At 68.2% G+C, this 21,489-nt stretch carries 18 protein-coding genes; 12 read left to right on the forward strand and 6 right to left on the reverse strand.

What is annotated here, in order from left to right:
- Positions 1 to 102 precede the first annotated feature (102 nt).
- The 3 genes from G1H11_RS06620 to G1H11_RS06630 form a co-directional block, all read right to left on the reverse strand.
- Positions 103 to 471, reverse strand: coding sequence for a BAR domain-containing protein (locus G1H11_RS06620; protein ID WP_163817324.1), 369 nt, complete (start codon positions 469 to 471; stop codon positions 103 to 105).
- Between the two features lie 138 nt (positions 472 to 609).
- Positions 610 to 1,110 (reverse strand): DUF2599 domain-containing protein, encoded by a 501-nt coding sequence (locus G1H11_RS06625; RefSeq protein ID WP_246211027.1) that lies wholly within the window; start codon positions 1,108 to 1,110, stop codon positions 610 to 612.
- Positions 1,107 to 1,994 carry an HhH-GPD family protein gene (locus tag G1H11_RS06630; protein ID WP_163817325.1) on the reverse strand — a complete coding sequence of 296 codons (888 nt, stop codon included), beginning with the start codon at positions 1,992 to 1,994 and terminating at the stop codon, positions 1,107 to 1,109. The genes G1H11_RS06625 and G1H11_RS06630 overlap by 4 nt, the downstream gene beginning before the upstream one ends.
- 81 nt (positions 1,995 to 2,075) lie before the next feature.
- Here G1H11_RS06630 and G1H11_RS06635 point away from each other — a divergent pair, with 81 nt between their 5' ends.
- Entirely contained in the window at positions 2,076 to 3,686 is a 1,611-nt protein-coding gene (locus G1H11_RS06635; protein ID WP_163817326.1) for an N-acyl-D-amino-acid deacylase family protein, read from the forward strand.
- The gene (locus G1H11_RS06640) at positions 3,683 to 4,984 is read left to right on the forward strand and encodes a type III PLP-dependent enzyme domain-containing protein (RefSeq protein ID WP_163817327.1); all 1,302 of its coding nucleotides are present in this window, start codon (positions 3,683 to 3,685) and stop codon (positions 4,982 to 4,984) included. The genes G1H11_RS06635 and G1H11_RS06640 overlap by 4 nt, the downstream gene beginning before the upstream one ends.
- A 39-nt stretch (positions 4,985 to 5,023) precedes the next feature.
- On the opposite strand, the gene G1H11_RS06645 is transcribed toward G1H11_RS06640, so the two are convergent.
- Complete coding sequence (locus tag G1H11_RS06645; RefSeq protein WP_163817328.1) at positions 5,024 to 5,800, reverse strand: IclR family transcriptional regulator; 777 nt, start codon at positions 5,798 to 5,800, stop codon at positions 5,024 to 5,026.
- Between the two features lie 279 nt (positions 5,801 to 6,079).
- Between G1H11_RS06645 and G1H11_RS06650 the strand changes: the two genes are divergently transcribed.
- The 3 genes from G1H11_RS06650 to G1H11_RS06660 all read left to right on the forward strand — a co-directional run bounded on the left by G1H11_RS06650 (position 6,080) and on the right by G1H11_RS06660 (position 9,473).
- A complete protein-coding gene (locus tag G1H11_RS06650) occupies positions 6,080 to 7,153 on the forward strand; it encodes a DUF4192 domain-containing protein (RefSeq protein ID WP_163817329.1) in 1,074 nt (357 codons plus the stop codon).
- A gap of 109 nt (positions 7,154 to 7,262) precedes the next feature.
- Positions 7,263 to 8,240: an AAA family ATPase gene (locus G1H11_RS06655; protein WP_163817843.1), complete on the forward strand. Its 978-nt coding sequence runs from the start codon at positions 7,263 to 7,265 to the stop codon at positions 8,238 to 8,240.
- 63 nt (positions 8,241 to 8,303) lie between these two features.
- Positions 8,304 to 9,473 (forward strand): Gfo/Idh/MocA family oxidoreductase, encoded by a 1,170-nt coding sequence (locus G1H11_RS06660; protein WP_163817330.1) that lies wholly within the window; start codon positions 8,304 to 8,306, stop codon positions 9,471 to 9,473.
- A gap of 137 nt (positions 9,474 to 9,610) precedes the next feature.
- Here G1H11_RS06660 and G1H11_RS06665 read toward each other — a convergent pair whose 3' ends face one another.
- Together G1H11_RS06665 and G1H11_RS06670 are read right to left on the reverse strand one after the other, a co-directional pair.
- Positions 9,611 to 10,762: a M20 family metallopeptidase gene (locus G1H11_RS06665; RefSeq protein WP_246211074.1), complete on the reverse strand. Its 1,152-nt coding sequence runs from the start codon at positions 10,760 to 10,762 to the stop codon at positions 9,611 to 9,613.
- Positions 10,763 to 10,764: 2 nt separating this feature from the next.
- Positions 10,765 to 12,039 (reverse strand): aspartate aminotransferase family protein, encoded by a 1,275-nt coding sequence (locus G1H11_RS06670; RefSeq protein ID WP_216843513.1) that lies wholly within the window; start codon positions 12,037 to 12,039, stop codon positions 10,765 to 10,767.
- Between the two features lie 246 nt (positions 12,040 to 12,285).
- On the opposite strand from G1H11_RS06670, the gene G1H11_RS06675 reads away from it, so the two are divergent.
- The 7 genes from G1H11_RS06675 to G1H11_RS06705 all read left to right on the forward strand — a co-directional run bounded on the left by G1H11_RS06675 (position 12,286) and on the right by G1H11_RS06705 (position 21,473).
- Positions 12,286 to 13,191 (forward strand): SMP-30/gluconolactonase/LRE family protein, encoded by a 906-nt coding sequence (locus tag G1H11_RS06675; protein WP_163817332.1) that lies wholly within the window; start codon positions 12,286 to 12,288, stop codon positions 13,189 to 13,191.
- Entirely contained in the window at positions 13,188 to 13,961 is a 774-nt protein-coding gene (locus G1H11_RS06680) for an SDR family NAD(P)-dependent oxidoreductase (protein ID WP_163817333.1), read from the forward strand. The genes G1H11_RS06675 and G1H11_RS06680 overlap by 4 nt, the downstream gene beginning before the upstream one ends.
- A gap of 175 nt (positions 13,962 to 14,136) precedes the next feature.
- Positions 14,137 to 15,294 carry a substrate-binding domain-containing protein gene (locus G1H11_RS06685; RefSeq protein ID WP_163817335.1) on the forward strand — a complete coding sequence of 386 codons (1,158 nt, stop codon included), beginning with the start codon at positions 14,137 to 14,139 and terminating at the stop codon, positions 15,292 to 15,294.
- 429 nt (positions 15,295 to 15,723) lie between these two features.
- Positions 15,724 to 17,415: a hypothetical protein gene (locus G1H11_RS06690; RefSeq protein WP_163817337.1), complete on the forward strand. Its 1,692-nt coding sequence runs from the start codon at positions 15,724 to 15,726 to the stop codon at positions 17,413 to 17,415.
- Between the two features lie 24 nt (positions 17,416 to 17,439).
- Complete coding sequence (locus tag G1H11_RS06695) at positions 17,440 to 18,408, forward strand: Tat pathway signal protein (RefSeq protein ID WP_163817339.1); 969 nt, start codon at positions 17,440 to 17,442, stop codon at positions 18,406 to 18,408.
- Positions 18,408 to 19,613, forward strand: a complete 1,206-nt coding sequence (locus tag G1H11_RS06700) for a DegT/DnrJ/EryC1/StrS family aminotransferase (RefSeq protein WP_163817341.1) — start codon at positions 18,408 to 18,410, stop codon at positions 19,611 to 19,613. Before G1H11_RS06695 ends, G1H11_RS06700 begins: the two co-directional genes overlap by 1 nt.
- 45 nt (positions 19,614 to 19,658) lie before the next feature.
- Positions 19,659 to 21,473 (forward strand): peptide ABC transporter substrate-binding protein, encoded by a 1,815-nt coding sequence (locus G1H11_RS06705; RefSeq protein ID WP_163817342.1) that lies wholly within the window; start codon positions 19,659 to 19,661, stop codon positions 21,471 to 21,473.
- Positions 21,474 to 21,489 lie beyond the last annotated feature (16 nt).

Genomic DNA, 21,489 nt, shown 5'->3' on the forward strand with positions numbered 1-21,489 from the left:
GAGCGGTCTTGCACGGCGGAACAGCTGACAAGACGAACTGGGCGGTCCATGTCTTTCATGAACCGCCCAGCCAGATGTCTCAGAGAACGCGATCGGGGCTGATCAGGCGCACGCCTCGAGGCTCTCCTGGAGCGCGGCTTGATCGAGGTTCTCCAACGCGCTCATGTCCACGTCGGCCATGGACTCGGGGTCCGACATGTCCATCTCGCTCAGCGTCTCCATGGCATCGGCCAGGGTGTTCCAGGCTTCGGCGGCGTCGCCCGAGGCGGCGTCCGCCACGGTACGGGCCGAATCCGCGAACTCGCCTGCAGCGTCGGGGTCTCCCATGACGTTGCCCATGGCGTTGAGGTCGAGTGAGCCGAACTCCTGTTCGGCGGTGTCACAGAAGTCGTCGCCTCCGCCGCAGGCGGCGAGCGACATGGTGAGAGCGGCTGCTCCGAAAACCGACACGGCGGTCTTCATACGGTTCATTCGTTGAACTCCTAGCACAATGATGTGTGATTGATCCGGGTCACCAGGTGCGACCCGACGGCACACCTTACCGGAGCCGGCTGACAGCCGGGGAAACAGTGCATGATCGTGTGGTCCGCGATGGAGGCGCCCCACCGGTCAGGGGTTGCACCCGGCCATGACGGTGGGGAAATAGCCGACGTCGTCGCGCCACATCTCCAGGTTCCAGCTGGGTTTGTCCGGCTCAGCGATCCGGGCGAAATCGACATGGCAACGGAACTGATCGCGCATGTGCGGGTGGTCGGCGTCGGGCTCCAGCGCGGTCACCTCCGCCCAGGCGGCCTCCCATTCGCCGGCGGGCGCCTGGTAGCGGCCGTGGTCGGTGGGGTAGACGGCCAGCCGGCGGCCGTGCGGATCGGGAACCCACTCCACGTTCTCGACGTAGCGACCGCCGGCCGCTGGGCGCTCCGCCTCCACTGGGCTGCCGCCCGGCCACGCGGTGACCCGGACGGCGATGACGTGTGCGTCCGGTACGGACGTGTCCGGCCGGCTGAACGGCCCCATCGCGGCTCCGGCCGCGGTGGCGCTCACGGCTACGACGAGCGCCGCACCTGCGGTGGCGATGCTCATGTGGATCGCGGTGGACCTCAGGGTTCTCATGTGGCGCGCTCCGCGTGCTGGGGTGTGGTGACGGGTAACCGGTATCGGTGCCCTTCCACGGGCTCTACCAGGCCGTCGGCGACGAGCCCGTCGAGGGCCCGCTCTCGCTGCACGGCATCCGGCCAGGTCTCGTCCAGCCGTGCCTTGGGCACCGGGCCCTCGGCTTCCCGGAGGACGGCCATCAGCCGGCCGCGCACCTGCCGGTCCGTTCCGGCCCAGGCTTGAGCGCGCCGCGGTGGCCCGTCGTGCGGTGGCGAGCCGGCATGCCGCCATGCGCATGTGGCCCGGAGCGGGCATTCTTCGCACCTGGGGGACCGGGCGGTGCACACCAGCGCGCCCAGTTCCATCACCGCCACCGACCAGGTGGGTGCGATGGCGGCCTCCGGCAGGAGGTCGAGCGCGGCCCGGCGCTCTGCGGCGGTGGTGGATGCGGGCGGGTACTGACGGCCGTCGACGACGCGGGCGAGAACCCGCCGCACATTGGTGTCCAGCACGGTATGGCGCTGGCCGAACGCGAACGACGCGACCGCCGCCGCGGTGTACTCGCCGATGCCCGGCAGCGCTATCAGCGCGTCGTACGAGGACGGTACGCGCCCGTCGTGGCGCTCGACGATGGCGCCGGCCGCGGCGTGCAGGCGCAGGGCACGCCGGGGGTAGCCCAGCCGGCCCCAGGCCCGGATCGCCTCGCCCGGCTCGTCGGCGGCGAGAGACGCGGGCTCCGGCCAGCGCTCGATCCATGCCCGCCAGACCGGTTCCACGCGGGCCACCGGGGTCTGCTGCAACATGATCTCGCTGACCAGGACGCCCCAGGGGGTCCGGTCAGCCGAGCGCCACGGCAGGTCGCGGGCGTGCGTCGAGTACCAGGTGAGAACTGCGTCGTGCATCACGTGGCAGCGTAACCCGTCTTGCGGGGTGATACCTTGGGGTGTCGTGCGTTGAACTTGAAGAGTCGTTCAATGAGACGGATGGCGATGAAGGTCGATCTGGTGATCCGCGGAGGAACCGTCGTCGACGGCTCGGGCAGTTCTCCCGTGCAGGCGGATGTGCTCGTCGGCGCGGGACGTGTGGTCGCGATCGAACCGGCCGGCGGCGGCCCGGTTCCGGATGCCCGAGTGCTCGACGCCACGAGCCTGGCCGTCGCACCCGGGTTCATCGACATCCACACCCACTCCGATGTGAGCGTGCTGCTCGACGGGAGAGCGCAGAGCAAGGTCGCTCAAGGCGTCACCACCGAGGTGGTTGGAAACTGCGGATTCTCCCCGTACCCGCTGGACCGGAGCCAGTTGGGGGCGCACCGTGACCTGCTGGCCGGCATCGGCGACGATCCGATGGAGCTGACCTGGTCCGACGTGGACGGGTACGCGGTCGAGGTCCGGTCCCGCGGGTCGTCGGTCAACATCGTTCCGCTCGTCGGGCACGGACAGTTGCGCATCGCCGCCAACGGGCTGGCGGAGAAGGCGTCAGCCGGGGTGATCGACACGATGCGGGCGCTGCTCGCGGACCTGCTCCAGCAGGGCGCATTCGGTATGTCGACCGGGCTGACCTATGTGCCGTCGAGGTACGCCTCCACCGGCGAACTGGAAGCGCTGTGCGCCGTGCTTGCGGACGCGGACGCCCTGTACGCCACGCACGCCCGCGGTGGCGGGCCTTCGGCGATCCAGGAGGCCGTCGAACTGGGCCGGGCTTGCGGGGTGAGGGTCCAGTACTCGCACATCGCGATCAACGAGCCGGACGACTGGGGGCGCGCCGGCGTGCTCCTGGGGCTGTTCGACGACGCCCGGCGAGGCGGCGTGGACATCGCCTGTGATGTCTATCCCTATGACGCCTCGGCGTCCGCGCTGACTCAGTACCTGCCGCCGTGGGTCTTGGAAGGCGGGGTGGAAGCGATGCGTGCCAGGCTCGCCGACGCGTCCACCATGCGCCGAGCCGAGCGCGACCTGGCGGCCGGCTGGGGTGAGCATGCCCGCGTGCCCTGGTACTGGGACAGGGTGGTGATCTCCCGCACCGCGGAAGGTCCGGTCGCATCCGGCCGTGCCCCGGCTGAGGGCGCGACCATCGAGAAGGCGGCCGCCGGCGCCGGCCTGACGCCGGAGCGCTACGTCCTGGAGCTTTGCCGAGCTGGTGGCAACCGGGTGCAGGTCGTCCTCTTCTACCGGACGGAGGCCGACATGCGGGAGTTCCTGCGTCACCCGTCCACGGTGATCGGGTCGGACGGTTCGGCGCTGCCGTTCGAACAGCACGGCCGGAAGCCGCACCCACGGGCATTCGGCGCACATGCCCGGGTTCTGGGGCGGTACTGCCGGCAGACCGGCGACCTCGATCTCGCCACCGCCGTGCACCGGATGTCTGGGGCCGTCGCCGACCGCCTCGGGCTCACTGACCGCGGACGGCTGTCCCGGGGTGCAGCCGCCGACATCGTGGTCTTCGATCCTCGCACGGTGGCCGACCAGGCCACCTTCACGGACCCGGGCCGGCCGCCGTCTGGCATTGTTCATGTCGTGGTGAATGGTGAACTCGTCGTCCACGCCGGTGTGCAGACGCCGGCCCGTCCGGGAAGGGTGTTGCGGTCCAGATGACACGAGCCGAGCAGGAATGGAGCCTTGACTGGCGGCACAAGGGCTTCCCACCGTCCGCGGCGGGAACGCCGTCGTCCCGGATCGGCGCCGCCGGGTGGCGACTGCTCACCGACTTCACCACGCCCGTTGCGGCGCTGAAGGAGAGCGCGCTGGAGCACAACCTCGACGTGATGCGCCGATACTGTTCACGCAACGGAGTCGAGCTGGCACCGCACGGCAAGACGACGATGTCGCCCGACCTGATCCGCCGCCAGCTCGTGCACGGCGCCTGGGGCATGACCGCCGCCACCGCGTGGCAGGCCAGGGCGATGCTGGAGTTCGGTGCGCGCCGCGTCCTGATCGCCAACGAGTGCCTCGATCCGGTAGGGCTGCGCTGGCTCGCGGAGCGTGTCCGGGACGACCCGGGCGCCGAGGTCCTCGCCTTCGCCGACTCGGTCGCGGCGGTCGAGTCGATGCGCGCCGTGCTGCATGGAATCCCGTCCGCGCCGCCCGTGCCCGTGCTGGTGGAGGTCGGTGTCGATGGCGGCCGCGCGGGCGCGCGTGGCGTGTCGGCGGCAGTCGACGTCGGCCGGGCGGTCGCGGCGGCACCGGAACTGAGCCTGGCAGGTGTGGCCGGATTCGAGGGCGTCATCGGCTCGAGCCGGGAGCCGCAGGTGATCGACGCGGTGCAGGGTTTCCTGCACGGCATTCGCCAGACCGCGGAGCGCTTGATGGTGGCAGGGGCATTCCGGGAGGATCACCCGGTAGTGCTCTCGGCCGGGGGAAGCGCCTACTTCGACCAGGTCGTCGAGGTGTTCACCGCGGAGCGGTCCCGCTACCGGCGCGAGGTCGAGGTCGTGCTTCGGTCCGGCTGCTACCTGACCCATGACCACGGCGTCTATCAGGAGGCCTCGCCGCTGCGTACCGGCGGGGAGACCGATCTCCGACCGGCGATGGAGGTCTGGTCCCGCGTGCTGTCCACGCCGGAGCCGGGGCTGGCCATCATCGACGCAGGAAAGCGTGACATCTCTACCGACGGCCGGATGCCCACCGTGCTGGGCAGGCGCCGCGACGGCCGGTACCAGGAGTGGGTCGCCGAAGGCGAGACCGGGTCTGCCGGCCATGGCGTGGTCGTGGACCATTTCAATGATCAGCACGGTTTCGTTCATGTGAAGGATGGCGCAGACGATGTCCTGCGCGTCGGGGATGTGGTGCGGCTCGGGATCTCCCACCCGTGCACGACGTTCGACAAGTGGCGAGTCATTCCAGTGGTCGACGACGACTACCTCGTGATCGGCGCGGTGCGCACCATCTTCTGAGGAACGCACCGCCGCTCGGCCTGCGGTGGCCGGCCGCCTTCAGTCGCGAATGCCAGTGAGGGCGGCGGTCACCTGCCTCGCCGTCTCGCGAAGTGCCCACGTGATCCCCGGAAGCTGCTCGAAGGGCATCCGGCTGACCGGGGCGGAGATGCTGATCGAGGCCGGTATGCCGATGCCGGGAACCGGGATGGCGATGCATCGCGCGTCGGTCACGTTCTCGCCGTCGTCCATCGCGTATCCACGCGCCCGGGCATCCTCCACGGCGTCGAGGTAGTCGGAGACCCGGGTGATCGTGGACGGTGTGGACGGCGGCATGCCGCCTGCCCGGAGAATTCCGGTGATCCGCTCGTGATCCAGGATGGAGGCGACCGCCTTGCCGAGGGCGGTCGAGTGGATCGGGTCCCTGGCGCCTTCGGTCGCCGTCGCCCCGCTCTGGTGTGGACTCTCGGCGACCGCGACGTAGGCCACATGGTGCCCCTCCAATACACCGAAGTTGACCGTCTCACCGCGCTGATCCCGCAGCTCGGCCAGAGCTGGGCGGATCCGCTCGGCGAGCACGTCGTGCTGGCGCGCCTTGTGGGGGACCAGCGCGGGTCCCATGTAGAAGAGTCCGGTTCGAGGGTCATGGCTGACGTACAAGTGCTCGAGCAACGTGGCGACATACCGGTGGGCCGCCTCCTCCGGCAGGTGCGTCACGGCCGAGACCTGCTCCAGGTCGAACCCGTCTGGGTACTCCTGGATCAGGCCGAGAATGGCGGCTACTCGTTCCACCGAACGGATCGTGTAGAGGTGTGCGATCGGATCGTCGTCCTTCATGAGGCGAAACTCCCTTGTCTGCCGACGGCCGGGCGACATCTCGTCCTCACCGGTCCCCGTGTCACGCCGCGGTGATCCAAGCCGTTGCCTGCTCTGTGCACATAACCATACGATATCGAACTAGAAGTTGCATCTACTGAAATCTATTGTCCTGAAATCGACCTGCACTGTACGGCTGGACGTGGGTACCCGGGCGAGGGCGTGTGCGTGTGGCGGGTTATCCACAGTTTTCCGTTCTGCTCTGGCGCGGGCAAGAGGGAGAGTGCAGGGTTTGTAGGCATGAAATCTAATCAAACGAAAGTAAAAGTCAGCCTCAAGAGCCCATCGGAGATCATCAGCGTCATACCCAGGATTCTCGGCTTCCACCCTGCCGAGAGCTTGGTCATTCTCTGTATGGCCAAGCCGGGCAACGAGGTCGGTCTGGTCCTACGCGCGGATCTGCCCGATCCCGGGTGCTCGGACGATTTCGCCGCGGAGATCGCGGCCCGGGCCGGCTCGGACGACGTGGGCCAGGTGGTCCTCGTGTGGTACACCTCGCGACCCGACGACGGCGATCAGCTGCCCGGGCGGGTCCAGTTCACCCTCCTGGCAGACGAGTTCCGGCGTCGCGACATCAGCATCCCCGAAGCCCTGCTCGTCCGCGACGGCCGCTGGTGGTCCTACACGTGTGCCGGGTCCTGCTGCCCGCGGCACGGAACCGCGTTGTCTCCGGTGAACAGCGACGACGTCGCGGCCTTCGAGGCACGCCGCGCCCTCGACGGCGCGGCCGTCCTGCCCGGCCGGGAGGCCCTCGCGCAGAGCGTCTCGGGGCCGAGGGGGCATCGTCTCGCGGCGGTGCGCCAGCGCATCGACGAGACCGGCCCGGTCTTCGTCGACGACGTGATGAACAGAGGCGTGGACGGCGCACGGCGGCATGCCCTGGAGACTGTACGCTCCGCTCTCTGCTCGTTCGCCGACACACCCGGTCACATCGACGACGCCGTGGCAGTGCGCATCCTGCTGTCCCTCGAGGACCGATGGGTTCGTGATGCCCTCGTCACGTGGGGCGTGGACGAAGAAGTGGGCCAGTTCCTGGCATTCCTGATCGCCCTGGCCCAGAGCGCCCCGGACGAGTGCTGTGCGCCGGCGTGCACCGTCCTCGCCGCCATCGCGTACCAGCACGGGCGTGGGGCGCTGGCTGCCGTGGCCCTGGAACGTGCGCTTCGGCATGAACCCGACTACCGGCTGGCGCGGCTCTTGCAGGCTCTCCTGGCCGGACAGGTGGACCCGGCCGAGATCCGCGACCTCGCGCGCCGGGCCCGCCTGGAGCTCGGCGCGAGCGGAATGGGCGGCGATCGGCCCGCGGTGGCGTGAATGCCGTGAGGCCGTGCGGCTGGACACCGGCGGTCCGGATATCGTGGGGACCATCTGCCGGCTGGGAGAGATGGGGCTGATGGCATCGGACACGGGTGATGAGCCGCTGATGGCCGGCGCCGCCCCCGCTCCTGTCGCGGCCGACCGCGTCGCGGAGTACGGGGAGTCGGTCCTGAAAGAGGTCGGCACCGCCGTCGTGGGGATGGAGCGTTCACTGCGGCTCGCGCTGGCGGCCATTCTGGCGGGTGGGCACGTGCTGTTCGAGGACGTTCCCGGCCTGGGGAAGACGCTCGCCGCGCGGAGTCTGGCCGGAGCGCTCGGCCTTCGGTTCCGGCGATTGCAGTGCACACCGGACCTCCTGCCTGGCGACGTCACCGGATCCTTCGTCTGGGATCCTGGCCCGCGCGAGTTCTCCTTCCGCGAGGGGCCGCTGTTCACGGGCCTCCTGCTGGCCGACGAGATCAACCGCACGCCGCCGAAGACCCAGTCGGCGCTGCTCGAAGCGATGGCGGAGAAGCAGACCACGGTGGAGGGAACCACGTTCGTGCTGCCGCGGCCGTTCCATGTGCTGGCGACGTCCAACCCGGTCGAGTACGAAGGAACCTATCCGCTGCCGGAGGCGCAGCTCGACCGGTTCATGCTCCGGCTCTCGGCCGGCTACCTCGAGCCCGCGCGCGAGGCCGACGTGTTGAGCAGGCGGGTGGCTCGCCGGCGAGAGGAGACACAGGTATCGGCCGTCGTCGATGCCGAGACCCTGCTGGCGTTGCAGGCCGGCGTCGAAGCCGTGGACGTAGACCCGTCCGTCATCGCCTATTGCGTGGACCTCGCCACCGCCACCAGACGGCACCGCGCCGTCGAGGTCGGCGCGTCACCGCGAGGTTCGCAGGCGCTGCTGCTGACGGCGCGAGCGCTGGCCGTGCTCGACGGGCGAGACTACGTGGTGCCGGAGGACGTCAAGGAGGTCGCCGTCGCCGCCCTCGCGCATCGGCTGACCCTGACGCCTGAGGCGTGGACGACGCAGACGCGGACCACCACTATCGTCGGCGAGATTCTCGACCAGGTCGCCGGACCCGCCACCACGCGCTGAGGTGACGAGCCTGGAAGAGAATCGTTGGGCGAAGGCAGCTCGACCGGAAGGTGATGACGGCCAGTGAACTCACATGACATACCGGCCACAGTGGCGCTGATCGGTGTCCGGGGCTACGGAAGGTCCTATCTGGAGCCACTTACGGCCCACGGCGCCGCGGGTTCGGCGCGCTTCGTCGCCGGCTGCGACGTCAACCCGGAGGCCGCGGCGGATCTGCCCGCGGGTGTGGAGTTCTTCACCGACCACCGATCTATGCTGGCGCGCACCCGGCCGGACGTCACCATCGTCGCCAGCCCTCCGCACACGCATTTCGAGATGGCATGGGACGCCATGGAGGCCGGGTCCGATGTCATGCTGGAGAAGCCACCGGTTGTCTCCGTGACCGAGCACACGCAGCTCATCGAGCTGAGCCGGAACCGGGGCCGGTTGTGCCAGATCGGCTTCCAGGGCTTGGCCGCTGAACCGATGATCCGCCTTCTCGCCCTGGTCGCGGACGGCACGCTCGGCGAGATCGGCGACATCACCGTCACCGGGCAGTGGATCCGCCTCGATCGCTACTACCAGCGTTCGCGCTGGGCGGGGCACCGTGCGCTCGACGGCGTCGTGGCCGCTGACGGCGTGGCCACCAATCCGCTGGCGCACCCGGTCATGAACGCGCTCGCGGTGGCACAGGCAGCGGACCCGTCCGCAGTTCCGGAGACGCTCGAGGTCGAGGCATACCGGTGCCGGGACATCGCCACGGACGACACCCTCAGCGCCCGCATCCGGCTTGGTGATGGAAAGCGCATTCACGTCGCCTTGACGCTGTGTGCCGAGATGCAGGAGGCGCCCGTGGTCACGGTGTACGGCACGTCCGGCGTCGCGGAGCTCGGGGAGACGGCGAGCGTGCTGAGCATCGACGGTGAGCGGCTGGACCTCTCCACCGAGCGTGGCCGGCCCTTCGACAATCTGCTCGCTCATCGTCGCGACCCGCAAAACGTCCCACTGCGCGCCTCGCTCCAGCGGACCGAGGCGTTCACCGCGTTCCTGGAGGGGATGCTCGCCTCCGGAGACCCGCACCGGATTCCGGCGGAACACCTCGAAGAACGCGACGAGGACGGCTCCCGCCGGGTGATCCTCGCCGGCATCAACGCGGCCGTGGCCGACTCCGCCAGGACACGTGCGTTGTTCAGCGAGCTCGGCGCCGCCTGGGCGCGGCCCGGCGTCTCGGTGGACCTTCGCAACCGTCGCTGACCCTTCCCCGCCCGGGGACAATCCACGCCCGTTCCCAACCCCTGGCATGAGTTATGGCTCCACATTTCCGACATTTCGGACGCGTTAGCGACCCTAACCCATGCCAGGGGTTGGGAACGGGCCGGGGGAGAGGTGGGCTAGTGCGGCGAAGCGGCGCTGCTCAGCCGGGATAGCAACGCAGCGCAGACTGATGCGCGTTTCTGGACGGTGGCGAGCTCGATGTACTCGTCGTCGGTATGTGCGCGGCCGCCGGAGGGGCCGAGCCCGTCGATGGTCGGCACCCCCAGAGCGGCGGTGAAGTTGGCATCCGAGACACCTCCGGCGGAAACCGTCTCGATCTGCACCCCCAGTTCCCGGCCGGCGTCGGTGTAGGCCCTGGCCAGCTCCGTATAGGGCCGGCCGAACGCCGGGCGGCCGGCATAGCGCGTCAGCCGGGTCACGGTGCCCTCCACCGGGCCTTCGCCGGTGAGCTTGCCGAGTTCTCGCTCGACGGCCTGATCCGCGCGGTCGTCGTCGAACCTGGCATCGACGTGCACCGAGGCCGCCGCGGGAACGATGTTGGGCCGCGACCCGCCTTCGGCCAGGACCGCGGTGACCGTGGCGCCGTCGATCCGCCGGCCAGCGTCCTGGATCCCGATGATCGTGTGAGCGAGCGTCTCCAGGGCGTTCGCGCCCGCCTGCGGGTTGGAGCCGCTGTGTGAGGCACGTCCGGTCACGTCGAGGCGGTACCGGGCCACTCCGCGACGGGAACTCACGATGGCTCCGGAGGGACGGGCCGCCTCGAAGATCAGCGCGGCGTCCTGGCCGGTGGCTGCCTCCTCGATGACCGGTCGGGAAAAGACAGAGCCGGATTCCTCGTCGCCGTTGAACAGCACCGTGATGTCGAGGCCGGCCAGCGCGGCGTCGTCGAGGCGGCTCAGTGCGGCCAGGATGACCACCAGTCCGCCCTTCATGTCGGCTACACCGGGGCCGTAGGCGCGCTCGCCGGCGATCGTGAACGGCCGAGCCTGTGCGGTTCCTCGAGCAAACACCGTGTCGACATGTCCCACCATGAGAACGCGGCGGGCGTCACCTCGTGAACCGTGCCGGCGGGCGAGCATGGCGTCGGGGCCGCCGTCGGTGGCGAGCTTCTTCACGGTGAACCCCAGCTGCTCCACCACTGGGGCGAGCTTGCCGTAGACCGCGTCGATCCCGGCGTGGTCGTCCGGTGCGCTGTCGGTGTTGACCAGATCCTCGAGCAGGCCTAGCCAGTCGGTGGCTTGGGGTTCGCGGGTAGTGGCAGTGCGCATGGTCACGTGGTTTCCGCCGCCAGCGCCGCATCGAGCCTGGACGTGGCGACATCGAGTTCGTGCTCCCCGTGAGCCGTCGAGACGTACCAGATCCCGCGTGGCGCTACCCACATGCCGTGATCGACCAGCGTGCGCGCGAGCCGCTGATATCTCTCGAGGTCGAGTCCGGCGAGTCCGGAATGGTCGTGGACGGGTTCCTGAGGACCGAAGGAGACGTGGAAGGCAGCCGGCAAGCCCTGGACCCGCAGGTCGAGTGCGTACGTGTGGGCGAGCTCGCGGATCTGGTCCATGAGCGCACTGCCGTGCTTCTCGACCTGCTCGTAGGGTGGTTCCTCGCGCAGCGTGGTCAATGTCGCGATGACGGCCGCGCACGCCGGCACGGACGAGTTGAACGTCCCGGCATGGACCACGCCGTCGGCGAACAGATCCATCAGGGCTGCCTTGCCGGCCAGCGCGGACACCGGCCATCCTCCCGCCATCGCCTTGCCGTACACCGCGAGGTCGGGTGTCACTCCGAAGCGTTCCGCGGCGCCGCCCAGCGCCAGGCGGAAACCGGTGATGACCTCATCGAAGATCAGCACCACTGCGTGCTGGTCGCACAGCTCGCGAACCCGGGCTAGATAATCCGGCCGCGGTGGGATGACGCCGCTGTTGCACATCACCGGCTCGAGGATCACGGCGGCGATGTCGTCGTGGGCGGCGAGCGTGGCCTCGAGGGAGGCGGCGTCGTTGTAGGGCAGAAAGTAGGTGTCGTCCAGGTGGTGAGGGAGCTGGCCGGCGCTGGCCGGCGACGTCACTCCGTCCTCGGTGCTCGCCAGGACGTTGTCCAGCCAGCCGTGGTACGTCCCCTCGAACCGCACGAACTTGCCGCGGCCGGTGGCGGCCCGGGCGAGCCGCAGCGCGGCCTGATCCGACTCGGTGCCGGTCATGCCGAACCGAACCCTCTCCGGCCACCGTACGGTGTCGAGGAAGAGCTCGCCCGCTCGGTTCTCCAGTGCGTGCTGGGCTCCGAAGACGGAGCCACGCCGCATCTCGCGGGCGACGACGTCGTTGACCTTCGCCGGCGCGTGACCGAGGAAGTTCGGGCCCTGTCCGAGCAGGTAGTCGAGATAGTCGTTGCCGTCGACGTCGTACAGCCAGGCGCCTTCGCCCCGATCGAAGAACACCGGTGGCCCGGCCAGCCGCACGTTGGAGTGCACGCCACCGGGGGTGAGCGTGCGAGCCTCGCGGCTGAGGGCGTCGGAGCGGTCGCGCTTCTGCGACGTCAAAATGGCCAACCCGCTGTCTCCCAACTGATCGTTTCTGTTTCCCTAAATGGAATGCTGTGCTTCACAATATGGGTTGCAGGGTATGCCACAATGAGTAACAGGGCAAGGGTGGTTCCACTAGATGGCATGAGAGAGCCTGGCGGCACGCCGACGTGGAGCCCCCGGGTCTAAAGCCACGGAGCAGGTCGCGACAACTTTGCGAACCGGACGTTTCATAGTGGTGTAGCCTGCTGTGACCCAGATGAAAGGGCAGACATGGACGCCGAACCGGTGGCCGAGGCCGACGGGCCTCGCACGACTCTCGGGGAGAGCCCGCGGTGGGACGGTGCTGCCTGGTGGTGGGTCGACGCCGCGGCAGGTGTCGTCTGGAGGCGCCGGCCCGACGAGCACGCCACAGTCGCCTGGCGAACCGGAGTCCGGACCTCGCTGGTTCAGCCGGCGTCATCCGGCGGCGTGGTCGTTGCCCGCGGAGAGGCCGTCGATGTGCTCTCCGTTGGCCAGGGTTCGTGGGAGCCGCTCGGTCGCTGGGCTGATCTCCGGCTCGGCGCCGGTTGGCTGGTCAACGACGGCGTCGCGGATCAGCACGGCCGGCTGTGGATCGGGACCATCGCCCCGGGCCGGGCCCGTCATGGAGGTTCGCTGCTGCGGGTCGAGCGCGACGGCACGGTCGCCGAGGCTGCCCGTGGTTTCACGCTCACGAACGGCATGGTCTGGGACGCGGGCGGCTCGAAGCTGTACCACGTCGACACATTCGAACGAAGGGTTTGGGTGCATCAGGTGGATCTCGATTCCGGCAAGGTCACCGGGTCGCAACCGTTCGTCGACTTCGAGTCCGGCGACGCGCTCCCTGACGGGCTCGCCGTGGACGTGGAGGGAGGCGTCTGGGTGGCCATGTACGACGGCGGGCAGGTCCGCCGGTTCGACGCGAGCGGCAGGGCCGACGTCGTCGTCCACGTGCCGCCCCGCCAGTGCACCAGCGTCGCACTCGGTGGAACCGACGGGAGGGACCTGCTGATCACCACGGCACGGGAAGGCTACGGCGACGCCGCCAGTGCGCGAGAGCCACTCGCCGGCCGCCTCTTCCGAGCCAGGTCCGAGTACGCCGGTGTGCCCACGTCGCTGGTCGTGACCGAGCGCGCCGACCTGATCGAGCGGACATGAGCGGCCAGCGGCTGACCGGCCGGGTAGCCCTGCTGACGGGTGCTTCGCGTGGGATCGGGGCGGCTGTGGCGCGGGCCTACGCCGCCGAGGGCGCCGCGGTCGCGGTCGGTCACGAGCCGGGTCCGCGACCCAGGGAACAGGCGGTGAAGCTGGTGGCCGAGATCAATGCCACGGGTGGCCGGGCGATCGCGGTTCCGGCCGACATGGTGGACCCGCAGGCCGTCGAGTCGTTCGCCACGACCGTGCGGGCCGAGCTCGGAGCTGTCGACATCGTGGTCAACAACGCCGCCGCCTCCGCGCGCGTCCCGTGGGCTGAGCTCCAGGTCGACCAGTGGGACCACGTGCTGAATGTGAATCTGCGCGGATCCTGGCTCATGACGCGTGCCGCGTACCCTGACCTGCGAGTCAGCGAGCACGCCTGCGTCATCAATGTCACCAGCGTCATGGTCGAGACCGGTCAGCCAGGTGCGCTGCACTACACCGCGAGCAAGGCTGGTCTCATCGGGCTGACCCGTGCGCTCGCCCGGGAGCTGGGAGAGGATGGCATCCGGGTCAACGCCGTCATGCCCGGTGCCATCCGCACCGAACACGAGCAAGAGATGGAACCGGACGCGGCAGCTGTCTTCGACCGGATCACCGCCCGACAGGCACTCAAGCGACGCGGGTATGCCGATGACTTGGCCGGCGCGTTCGTCTTTCTCGCCAGTGCCGAAAGTGGATTTGTCACCGGCCAGGTGCTCAACGTCGACGGCGGCTGGGTGCATTACTGATGACTGGCCAGGATTCATGCACGGAATGACCAGTCCCTTCAGGTGAAACGTTTGCTACCTCCTGTTTCCGCGCCGCAATAGGCCTTCTACCTGGTCTTTTATTGGAATGGTATGTCATCTGCGGAAGGTGATATACGCTGTGCTTCACCAACGGGAAGCACAGAGAGGTCTCAGGGTGGTTACCAGGAGAACGTCCGAGAGGCAGCGCCAGGCTTTGGTCGACGACCTTCGCCAGGCTTGCCGCGAGGGGCACCTGCGGCCCGGTGACATGCTTCCCACGGTGCGGGAATTGCAGGAGAAATACCGGCTCTCCCCGCGGACTGTCACCTCGGAGCTGAGGAAGCTCGTCGACGAGGGCCTGCTGCGCACGGTTCCGCGAGTCGGTGTGTTCGTCGCGGACACCGCCAGCGCCGAGCCGGACAGCTACCTGATGCTGGTGCAGGCCACCGGGAGCACGGGCACGATGACCACGGTGGACCGGGTGCGGCTCGGCTTCGAGGAGAGAGTGACCCAGCTCGGCGCCGCGAGCGCGACCATGGACATCGACGCCGCTCTGCGGCGTGCCCTCGACGGTACCCTGCCGCCCATCGCCGGAGCCTTCCTGGCCATGCCGGATCGCGGCGAGGACCTGGCGGCCTTCGGCGACGCTTCGACCGCCCGGGTTCGCTGGGCGTCGATACCGATGACCCCTCCCACGCCGGAGATGGTCATCGACATGGTGACAGTCGATCACGTCGACGGTGGACGCGCCGCCACTCGGCATCTCTGGCAGCGAGGTCATCGCCGCATCGCCTACCTGGGCCTGCATGCCGAGGGCATCGAGGACCCCAGGTATCACTGGTCGGTCCTGCGCATGCGCGGCTGGCGGGACGCGATGGAACAGTTCGGTGAGCGGGTGGAGAACATCTCTTTCCTTCCTGATGCGCCCCCAGACTCGTTCGAGCGCCAGGCCGAGATCGCGGCCTTGGTGGCCCGAGCCGTCGTCGTTCGCCGGGATGTCACGGCCGTGGTGTGCGCCAGCCACAACGCGGCGCTCGGCATGGCCGCTGCGTTGCGGACTGCAGATGTGCCGCCGGAAGGCTGGCCGGCGATGGTGGCCTTCGAGGACATCGCCGAGGTGGGCGACGGGATCCTGACGTCGGTCCGGGTCCCGTGTGAAGACATCGGGCGGGAAGCTGCCCAGATCCTGTGGGAGCGCAGGCATGCACGGCTCGAGGGGCCGCCGGTGGATCGCAGGCTCCCGATGCCGGTCATCCGCCGGGTCGATTCCCAGCACGGATGGTCGGGATCGGGTGAACCCGTGGCCACGGAATCCGCTGAAGCGCAGGCGTAGAACGGAAGTACTGCTTCCGTCTGTTTCCAAGAAGTGACCCGGCTGGGTTGTGGTGCTGCGGTGCCTGCTGCCGAAGTCGGAGAGCGCCGGCGATGTCGGCCTGCCCATCGCCCATTGGGTCCATGCCGCCGCGTCGCGGGCGATCGAATCTGTTGCGAAGATCCTGGTTGAAGTCTCCTAGTGGTCCGGATTGAGTCAGCTTTGCACCCGGACTTCCGGACCGCCGAAATTGGTGCAGAGGGGCCTGGGTGGCGCTGGAATCTGTGCCGGTAGGCGTACATTGTGATCTTCGCGGATGGCGAGAATGCCCTCGTCATCCGCGATGCGGCGTCATGTTTTCGTTATAGAGAAGCAGTTGACAAGCAAAGAGATACAGAACAGACTCATCGGAACCAGCGCGTGACCCTTTTCTGAACAAAGGAGACGTCCATGGCAGCACCGCATCGTGTGCCGGAAGCAAGCTCCACCGTGAACGCGGGCGTGACCCGACGCCGATTCCTCCAGCAGGCGGGCTTCCTCACCGCCGGCGGGTTGTCAGCTGGAGCGCTGGGCGTCTCCGTGGCCGGTCCGGCCGGGGCGTCCCAAACGCTGGACCTCACGACTCCCGCCGCATTCGACGCCTTCGACGCGGCCTATCAGAGCGGAGGCCAGAGCCCGGACAACAACAATGAGGCCGGCGCCCTGGCGTGGCAGCAGTCCTATGCACTGCGCAGCTTCATCATGATGTACCTGGCGCATGGGGACACCGACTATCTCGACCGGTTCATCGGCAACGTCGACATCATGCTTACTCACCGGGACAGCGAGCGCGGCGTCACCGATTACCGCGGGCTTTCGCTTCCCGCCTGGCGCACGATGAACCCGTACACACTGGGGATCTCCGAGCTTCTCGATGGGAACGGCCAGCCGACGCTGGAGATCCGCAGCGGGCGGAACTACGCCGACACCGCGCACGTCACCGTCACCCACGGGGCGGGTGACACGTTCTCCCTGGTGGTCCGTAACGAACGGTTCGACTACACCGATACGTTCACCGGCCTGACCATGGACCCGTCCAGCCCGGACTACGCGGTCCAGCGCATCTACGACGACTACCCGGGCACCATTCTCTGCACCGCGCACGATCAAAACGTGGGCACCCGGCCCGCCGAGGGCAACTACCCCATGTTCGCCCAGCCGGTGATCCTGGGCGTGCACACCGGCATGATCACGTACCCGATCGCCAGCTTCGTGCGGATCGTCAAGACCGACCCGCAGCTCATCAATGACCAGTACTACCAGGACAAGGCCGACGAGTACCTGGCCGACGTGGAGGCCGCGGTGGCCGTTCACGACGACGAGTGGCGCGAGACTTCCGACGGCCGTGGCTACTACTTCTGGGAGAAGGGGAAGCCGTTCGGGTTCGACGGCCAGGCCCAGCCGACGAATCAGAGCCTTGCTCTGGGGCGGACGGTCCTGGAACTGGCTGCGATCACCGGTGACCCGCAGCACGTCCACCGCGCCACCGCCCTGGCCGAGATGTTCAAGGCGGAGTTGATCGATCAGGTAACCAACGGCGTCACCACGTCGATCTGGTACTACTTCCCGACGTACTCGGCTGCGTGGGAGGGCTACACCAAGACCGGCTCGGCGGAGACGGACATCTCCATGCACAAGCCGGAGTATGCGGTCAACGGTGGCTACAAGAACTACGAGGACTACAGCCACGCCGCGATCGACGTGGACTTCGCCGCGCTGGCGCACCAGCACGGCTACGTCTTCACCAGCCAGGACATCGCGAAGATCGCGGCCACGTTCACCGAGAACCTGGCGGCGACGAACGCCGACGGCCGGGCCACTGTCCGCTACGTGGTCAGCGGCCAGGGCGTACTGCAGTCCAACCCGATCGGAGCGGCCCGCTGGATGGCCATCTCGCCGTCGGACCCGGATGTCTTCGAGCACTGCCTGGACATCTACGAGGACTGGGACAACCAGCCGACCCCCACCAGCGGCACCCGCCTGCTGGGCGTCGCGATGCTCAACTGGGGGGCGTTGCAGGGCGCCGCGAAGGCCCGGAACGCCCGCAGACGAGCAGACCGCCGGCGGGCGGCCCGCTGGGCAGCACGCCAGGAATCCAACTAGTCATCGCGTGATCGGAAGACGTCAATGAGTATCTGGGCGAACCTGCTGCACATCAGCTACAACTTCTGGAGCGACTCACCGGAGCCGCGGCGCCTGAGTGCGTACCGCGACGAAATGCAGTTCGACGACGGTCTGTGGACCGAGCTGACCCAGAAGATGGCCGACAGCCACCTCAACATGGTCCTCCTGGATCTCGGTGACGCCGTCCGTTACGAGTCACACCCGGAGATCGCGCTCAAGAACGCCTGGAGCACGGCGCGCCTGAAGGACGAGGTGGCCCGGCTGCGGGAGCTGGGGCTGGAACCCATCCCCAAGCTCAACTTCAGTACCGGCCACGACGCCTGGCTGGGTGTGTACCAGAGGCAGGTCTCGACACCGGTGTACTACGAGGTCTGCAAGGATCTGATCGCCGAGGTCAGTGAACTCTTCGGCGCGCCGCGGCTGTTCCATCTGGGTATGGACGAGGAAACGGCGGCCAATCAGCCGAGGTCGCGGCTGGTCGTGATCCGGCAGCACGAGCTGTGGTGGGATGACCTGAACTTCTTCGCCGAGGAGGTCACCAAGGCCGGCGGCCGGCCGTGGGTGTGGTCGGATCACGCCTGGCGGCACCCGCAGGAGTTCTACTGGAAGATGCCCCGATCGATCGTGCAGAGCAACTGGCACTACGACCTGGCTTTCACCGATGAGAACGAAAACGACCGCCCGCGGGTGCAGACGGAGCCGGAGAACCGTGCCTGGCGGTATCTGACCTATCTCGATCTCGACGATCAGGGCTTCGACCAGATCCCCACGGCCAGCAACTACCGGCAGGCCCGGAGCTTCGAGCTGACGGTGGACTTTTGCCGGCGGCGACTCGACCAGGCCCGGCTCCTCGGCTTCCTGCAGACCACGTGGAAGCCGACCACTCCGGATTTCAGGGACCACCACCTCCAGGCCATCGAGCAGGTCGGCCGTGCGATCGCACGGACGGCCGGCGAGCCGGGTGACGCCTGATGTCCGAGCTTGCCATCAGCGGCGGCACCCCGGTGCGGACCGACCCGTTCCCCGCCTGGCCGGTGTCCGGGGAGGAGGAAGCACGCGTTCTCGCCGAGGTTCTCGCATCGGGCCGCTGGGGTAGCAGCCACGGCGAGATCGTGCGTGCCTTCGAGCGCGAGTTCGCTGATTACCAGCAGGCCGAGCACTGCATCGCGGTGTGCAACGGCACCTTGGGACTGACCGCCGCGTTGAAGGCGCTCGGCGTGGGCATCGGCGACGAGGTGGTGATGCCGGCGTACACGTTCGTCGGCAGCGCCACCGCCGCGCTGATGATCGGCGCGGTCCCGGTGTTCGCCGACGTGGACCTGCGGACGCACCTGCTCGATCCGAGGGCCGCCGAGGCGGCCGTCACCGAGCGGACCGCGGCGATCATGCCGGTGCACCTGGCCGGGCAGCCGTGTGACATGGACGCCCTTCTGGAAATCGCGAACCGCAGAGGCCTCGCGGTCGTGGAGGACGCCGCGCAAGGCCACGGCGCCGAGTGGCGCGGCCGGCGCGTGGGTGCGCTCGGCGACGCGGGCATGTTCAGCTTCCAGACCAGCAAGAACATGACATCCGGAGAAGGCGGCGCGGTGGTGGCGAACGCTCCGGACCTCGCGGACCGGCTGTACGCACAGGCCAACGTCGGCCGCGTGCCGGGCGGCGGCTGGTACCAGCACGAGCACGTGGGCTTCAACCTGCGGATCACCGAGTTCCAAGGAGCGATCCTCCGCGCGCAGCTGCGCCGGCACCCGGAGCAGACCCGCCGCAGGGACGAGTTCTGGTCGCTGCTGACCGGCATGCTCGCCGGCGTCCCGGGCCTTCGCGTGCCGGACATCGATCCACGGGTGACGGCCCATGGCCGGCATCTGTTCACCTTCCGCGTCGCCGGCCTCGGTGACGTGGATCGCAAGAGACGTTTCGTGCGCGCCCTCGCGGCCGAGGGCGTTCCGGTGTCCGGCGGCTATGTGGGTCTGCACCGCAACGATGCCATCCGCAGGGAGATCCACACGATCACTACGCGGCTCGGGCGGCCAGAACCGGCCGCCGAGCTCCCGGCCACCGACGAACTCGTGGCCGAGGCGATGTGGCTGTCACCGCAGACGCTGCTCGGCACCAAAACGGACGCCGAGGACATCGCGGCAGCTATCAGCAAGGTTCTCGATCATTCGATGCAGCTGTGACCTGCCCGCACGGGCAGCACAGTCCTACAGGTTTGAGGAGGAGTCATGGGCGCAAGCACACGATCGGCCCGACGAAGCTCTGCCAGGCTTCGGTCGGTAACCGCCGCCGTGGCGGTGACCCTGGCGCTGTCCGGATGCACCTTGTTCGGCGACGACGGGGACAGCAGGGACAACGGCACCAGCAGCTCGGACGATACGGATGCCGACCCCGGGCATGAGCAGGTTCTGCGACTGTCCAGCAGCAACCTGCCGATCATCGACCCGCAGGTGGTCACCTTCGGCATGTGGATGTCGGCCAAGGGCATCTTCGAGGGTCTCGTGGTGCAGAACGAAGAAGGCACCGATGTGGCCCCGGGGATGGCCGAGAGCTGGGAGATGTCGGAGGACGGGCTGACCTACACCTTCCACATCCGTGACAACGCCGCCTGGTCCAACGGGGACCCGGTGACAGCGGAAGACTTCGAGCGTACCTATCAGCGGCTGTTCACGCCGGAAGCCGGCGAGACCGGCGGCAGCACCTCGGGAGCCAACTCCTACCAGAGCTCCACCAACATCAAGGGCGCCGCGGACTTCCTGGAGGGTGGCACGGAGGATTGGTCTGAGGTGGGGGTCCGCGCGGTCGACGAGCGGGTCCTGGAGATCGAGGTGGAAACCCCGACCCCAGGCTTCCTGATGGCGATGACGCATCCGTCGATGCTGCCGCTGCACATGGACACCGTCGAGGAGCACCCGCAGGACTGGCAGGAAGCGGAGCACATCGTCAGCAACGGCCCGTTCATGCTGGACCGGTGGGTGACGAACTCCAGCATGGAGCTGGTCCCCAACCCGCACTACTGGGATCCGGAGAACGTGCACCTCGATCGGATCGAGATCGCGCTGCTGGAGGGTGGCACCACCGGCGCCGCGACGGTGCCGTACGAGAACGACGAAGTGGACATCGTCGGCTTGGCCAACGCGGACATCATCCGGATGGAGAGCGACCCGGAGCTGGCCGAGCACATCCGCGTGGCCCCATCGGTGTCTTATGTCTACCTGGCGACGCTGCGCAGCGAGAACCCGCTCCTCGAGGACGTCAACATCCGCAAGGCGCTGTCTCTTGGGCTCGACCGCGAGTACATCGCGACCGTGACGCCGGACGGCGAGCCGGGCCACTCCCTGGTGCTGGGCATCGTGCCGGGCTACGACGAGAGCATCGAGGTGAGCGAGGACGTCGAGGAGGCGAAGCGGCTGCTCGCCGAGGCTGGCTACCCGGACGGTGAGGGTTTCCCGGAGATCAATCTTCTGGCCGGCAGCTCGAATGTCGACGTCGAAGCCATCGTCGACTCGTGGCGGAGGAACCTCGGCATCAGCGCCAAGGCCGACACGGTGGAGTCCGGTGTTCTGGTCGAGCGGCGCTGGGCCGTTCAGGACGACGACTACGTCGGCTTCTACTACGGATCCTTCGCCGGCACGCCGAACTGGCCCACGATGGTCGGCTCCCTCTGGTCGCCACGCGACATCCAGGAGTTCAGCCTTCCTGCCGATGTCTGGACGGAGTACCAGGAGGTCCAGGCCGACAGCGACCTTTCGATCGCGGAACGGAACGAGGAATTGAGCGCGATCCGCGACGAGCACGCGAGCGAAGGGTCGCAGGAGCTCGCCGACCTGGTTGAGCAGGCGATGAACACCACGGACGACGCCGAACAGGAAGCCCTGTTCATCGAGGCGGCGAGGCTGCGTGAAGAGCAGCACCTGATCATCCCAGTGCTGTGGAAGGACCGCTATTTCGCGGTGCGCCCGACCATCGATGGCCTCAACCTGCGGCCCTCGCTCGATGCCTACTACTTCAAGGGCATGAGCATCGCGGCCGAAGAGCAGTAAGGACATCTTGACCATG

Origin of the sequence: Phytoactinopolyspora alkaliphila, from assembly GCF_010550695.1 — a bacterium.
Classification (GTDB): domain Bacteria; phylum Actinomycetota; class Actinomycetes; order Jiangellales; family Jiangellaceae; genus Phytoactinopolyspora; species Phytoactinopolyspora alkaliphila.